The following is a 1,438-nucleotide window of genomic DNA, read 5'->3' on the forward strand; positions in this document are numbered from 1 at the left end:
CGCTGTGAAAGTATGTGGGCAAGAATGAAAGAAGAGCTGTTCTACAGCCGTGAGGACAAGCCGGAGAACTACACTATGAAAGAGTTGAAGACCATGATCTGGAGATATTTTATGAGTTACTGGGCCAACAGAAGAATCTGCACCGCCAACGGTGGTCTGCCTCCGGCAGCCCGAAGAAAGCTCTACTATGATCATATCTTTCTCGTTGCATAATTCTTGTTCGAATAAAATGTGTCAAGTGATATTGACAAAACCATAATTTCAGGTTCGGCAGAGCGTCATACAAAGACCATCGGAAATTAAAGCTGCCCAAAAGCGAGCACAAGCTGATTGAAAATACTCATGAGCCGATAATCGACATTAATATATGGGAGATAGTTCAGCGACTCAGGCAGAGCAAGCGTAGGTTCACAAGGAGCGGAGAGAAAAGTATTTTTGCCGGAATAGTCTTCTGTGCGGACTGCAAACAGAAGTTATATTTTCACAGACACGCAAGAGAGAAGTCTGAAAACTGGAAATTTATCTGTTCTTCGTATCGAAAAAATAGTCGGGAACAATGTACCATGCACGGTATTAAGGAAAGTCATCTCAAGGAAATCGTACTGCATGAAATACGGAATGTGACTGCGTTTGCGAGAGAACGTACAGATGATTTTGCTGAGTATATCAGTCGGGAGTCAAATACTGCTGCTAAAAAAGAGCTGTCCGAAGCTAACAAAAAACTGAAAAAGAGCGAGAAAAGGCTTGCCGAGGTCGGAATAATTTTCAGAAAGCTGTACGAAGATCACGTTCTTGGTACGATTGATGATGATCAGTTCAGAATGCTGTCGCAGGGATACACTGATGAGCAGAATCAGCTTAAAGCGGAAATATCAGACTTGAAGCATACGATGCAGGAGCTTCAATCCCAGACGGCTAACACCGCAAGATTTGCTGCGCTTGCTAAAAAGTACACAGATATTACAGAATTAACTCAGGAAATCTTACACACGTTTGTATCGCGCATCGAGGTTCACGAAAAGCTGAAAGACGATAACGGCAGTATCACGCAGGAAATCGATATTTACTTTACTCATATCGGAATTGTAAAGTAGACAAAAAGAAAACGGAGAGCATTAGTCTGAATAAATCAGATGACTCTCCGTGATACATAAGTTTAGGGTCGTTCCCTATTTGTGCCGCGATAATACGAGCTTTTCGAGGTGTGCATCTATTTTATTGCACAAGTATGGCTCCCCCTGTTGGACTCGAACCAACGACCCTTCGGTTAACAGCCGAATGCTCTACCGACTGAGCTAAGGAGGAATATGACTAAACAGAGAAGAATACTATCTTCTCTGTTTAGTAAGGTGTCGGCAGCACCCTATCTTACCGGGACGTTACCATCCAAGTATTTTCGGCGAAGAAGAGCTTAACTACTGTGTTCGGCATGGGAACA

1 protein-coding gene, 1 tRNA gene, 1 rRNA gene and 1 pseudogene are annotated in these 1,438 nt (G+C 43.0%); 2 read left to right on the forward strand and 2 right to left on the reverse strand.

The window, feature by feature from the left end; all coding sequences use genetic code 11:
- Both DW793_RS14190 and DW793_RS14195 read left to right on the forward strand, forming a co-directional pair.
- A pseudogene (locus DW793_RS14190) lies at positions 1-213 on the forward strand (IS3 family transposase); the annotation flags it as partial.
- Positions 214-443: 230 nt separating this feature from the next.
- Positions 444-1,094, forward strand: a complete 651-nt coding sequence (locus tag DW793_RS14195; protein ID WP_260647811.1) for a DUF4368 domain-containing protein — start codon at positions 444-446, stop codon at positions 1,092-1,094.
- A 135-nt stretch (positions 1,095-1,229) separates the two neighbouring features.
- Here the strand turns inward: DW793_RS14195 and DW793_RS14200 are convergent.
- Together DW793_RS14200 and rrf are read right to left on the reverse strand one after the other, a co-directional pair.
- Positions 1,230-1,305: transfer RNA gene (locus DW793_RS14200), tRNA-Asn, on the reverse strand.
- A gap of 45 nt (positions 1,306-1,350) precedes the next feature.
- Positions 1,351-1,438, reverse strand: a 5S ribosomal RNA gene (rrf, locus tag DW793_RS14205); the annotation flags it as partial.

This window comes from Ruminococcus sp. AM31-15AC, from assembly GCF_003462045.1.
Taxonomy (GTDB): domain Bacteria; phylum Bacillota; class Clostridia; order Oscillospirales; family Ruminococcaceae; genus Hominimerdicola; species Hominimerdicola aceti.